Origin of the sequence: Skermanella aerolata KACC 11604, from assembly GCF_000936425.1 — a bacterium.
Classification (GTDB): domain Bacteria; phylum Pseudomonadota; class Alphaproteobacteria; order Azospirillales; family Azospirillaceae; genus Skermanella; species Skermanella aerolata.
This window is the reverse complement of sequence record NZ_AVFK01000136.1, coordinates 1-2,397: the sequence shown is the minus strand read 5'-3', so window position 1 is coordinate 2,397 and position 2,397 is coordinate 1. Positions and strand designations below refer to the sequence as shown.

General features: G+C 65.1%; 2 protein-coding genes. Both read right to left on the bottom strand.

Annotated elements, in window-relative coordinates; genetic code table 11:
* Positions 1 to 228: 228 nt before the first annotated feature.
* Positions 229 to 2,019, bottom strand: coding sequence for a succinate dehydrogenase flavoprotein subunit (gene sdhA / locus N826_RS38705; RefSeq protein WP_044437905.1), 1,791 nt, complete (start codon positions 2,017 to 2,019; stop codon positions 229 to 231).
* Between the two features lie 7 nt (positions 2,020 to 2,026).
* On the bottom strand, positions 2,027 to 2,397 hold a 371-nt coding region (gene sdhD, locus N826_RS38700; RefSeq protein WP_044437903.1), incomplete at its 5' end, for a succinate dehydrogenase, hydrophobic membrane anchor protein.

Sequence of the window (2,397 nt, the reverse complement as noted above, 5' to 3'; positions counted from 1 at the left end):
ATGCGGGTTCTGGCCGTCCTCGGGGTTCCACCGGTAGATCTTGAAGTTCTTGGCGCGCTTGGCGCCCTTGACTATCGAGACCTTCTTGCCTGGCGTGATCCGCGAATTGCGGGGTAGCGCGAACTCAACCATCGTTTCCGTTTCCTCGAAAACCTCGCCCGCATCAGTCCGCGGGCCGGTGCCGGAGCGGTCGATACCGCTCCGGCTTTTCTGTTATGGCCCGTGTGATCAGTAAACGCGTGCCTTCGGCGGGAAGGGCTGGACCTCGTTGGTCAGCGTGTAGAGGTGGACAGGACGGAACTCGAAGGTCGTCTTGCCGCTCTCGTCGATGCCGACCACGGTGTGCTTCATCCAGTTCTCGTCGTCACGGTCCGGATAGTCCTCGCGGGCGTGGCCGCCGCGGCTCTCCGTCCGGTTGGCCGCCGAGTTCATCGTGACGACAGCCTGATACATCAGGTTGTCGAGTTCGATGGCTTCGACAAGGTCCGAATTCCAGACGAGCGTACGATCCGTGATGCTGACATGCGGGCGCTTCTTCCAGGCCTCCTGCATGAGCTGCACGCCCTCATCCAGAACCTCGCCGGTGCGGAACACCGCGCAGTTGTTCTGCATATTGCGCTGCATCTCGGCCCGGAGGTCGGCGGTACGGACCTCGCCCTTGGCGTGGCGCAGCCGGTCGAGGCGTTCCAGCGCCAGATCGGCGCCGCCCTTGGGCGTCGGCTTGTGCGAGGAGCCCTTGTCGATGATTTCGGCGGCCCGAATAGCGGCGGCGCGGCCGAACACGACCAGGTCGAGCAGCGAGTTGGAGCCCAGGCGGTTGGCGCCGTGGACCGACACGCAGGCCGCTTCGCCGATCGCCATCAATCCCGGAACGACCTGATCGGGATTGTCCGGGGTCGGACGGACGACTTCGCAGCGGTAGTTGGTCGGAATGCCGCCCATGTTGTAGTGGACGGTCGGCAGGACCGGGATCGGCTCCTTGGCGACGTCGACATCCGCGAAGATCTTGGCCGTCTCGGCGATGCCGGGCAGGCGCTCGTGGATGATCGACGGGTCCAGGTGCTCGAGGTGAAGGTGGATGTGGTCCTTGTGGGTACCGACGCCCCGGCCTTCACGGATCTCGATGGTCATGGAGCGGCTGACGACGTCGCGGGACGCAAGGTCCTTGGCCGACGGCGCATAGCGCTCCATGAAACGTTCGCCGGTCGAGTTGGTCAGGTAGCCGCCTTCGCCGCGTACGCCCTCGGTGATCAGGCAGCCCGAACCGTAGATGCCGGTCGGGTGGAACTGCACGAACTCCATGTCCTGGAGCGGCAGGCCCGCGCGCAGGACCATGGCGTTGCCGTCGCCGGTGCAGGTATGGGCGGACGTGCAGGAGAAGTAGGCGCGGCCGTAGCCGCCGGTCGCCAGCACCACCAGATGGGCGTTGAACCGGTGGATCGTGCCGTCGTCGAGGTTCCAGGCCATGACGCCGCGGCAGACGCCGTCCTCGTCCATGATCAGGTCGAGCGCGAAATACTCGACGAAGAACTCCGCCTCGTGCTTCAGCGACTGCTGATACAGCGTGTGCAGGATGGCGTGGCCGGTGCGGTCGGCGGCGGCGCAGGTACGGTATGCGCGGCCTTCGCCGTACTTGGTGGTCATGCCGCCGAAGGCGCGCTGGTAGATCTTGCCTTCCGGGGTCCGCGAGAACGGCACGCCGTAGTGCTCGAGCTCGATGATGGCGGGCATCGCCTCCCGGCACATGTACTCGATCGCGTCCTGGTCACCCAGCCAGTCCGACCCCTTGACGGTGTCGTACATGTGCCAGCGCCAGTCGTCCTCGCCCATGTTGCCCAGTGCCGCACTGATGCCGCCCTGCGCCGCGACCGTGTGGCTGCGGGTGGGGAACACCTTGGTGATGCACGCGGTCTTCAAGCCCTTTTCCGCCATGCCGAAGGTGGCCCGCAGGCCGGCTCCGCCGGCGCCCACGACGACGACGTCGTAGGTGTGGTCGATAATCTGATAGGCGGTCGCCATCGCTGCCTCAGCCTCCGAATGCAATCTTGAGAACGGCGAAAATTCCGGCGACCGCGAGAGCGAAGCACAGGAACTTGGCAGCGATGATCGATGCCATCTTCACCAGTTCGTTATGAACATAGTCTTCCAGAACGACTTGGATACCGGAGGCGGTGTGTTGAAACGTCACACCGACGAACAGGATCGCCATAACGGCCGAAAAGGGCGAGCTGAGCCACTCGACCGCCGCCGCATGGCCGTCGCCGACGATGCTCAGGGCACCGAAGACGAACCACAGGGTCAGCGGGATCAATGCCACGGAGGTCAGCCGGGACAGCCACCAATGGTGGGAGCCGGCCTTGGCGGAGCCGAGGCCGCGGACGCGGCCGAGCTGGGTGC

What these genes read in the sequence shown, in the direction of transcription:
- sdhA (WP_044437905.1), bottom strand. Translation starts at nt 2,019, where the DNA reads ATGGCGACCGCCTATCAGATTATCGACCACACCTACGACGTCGTCGTC.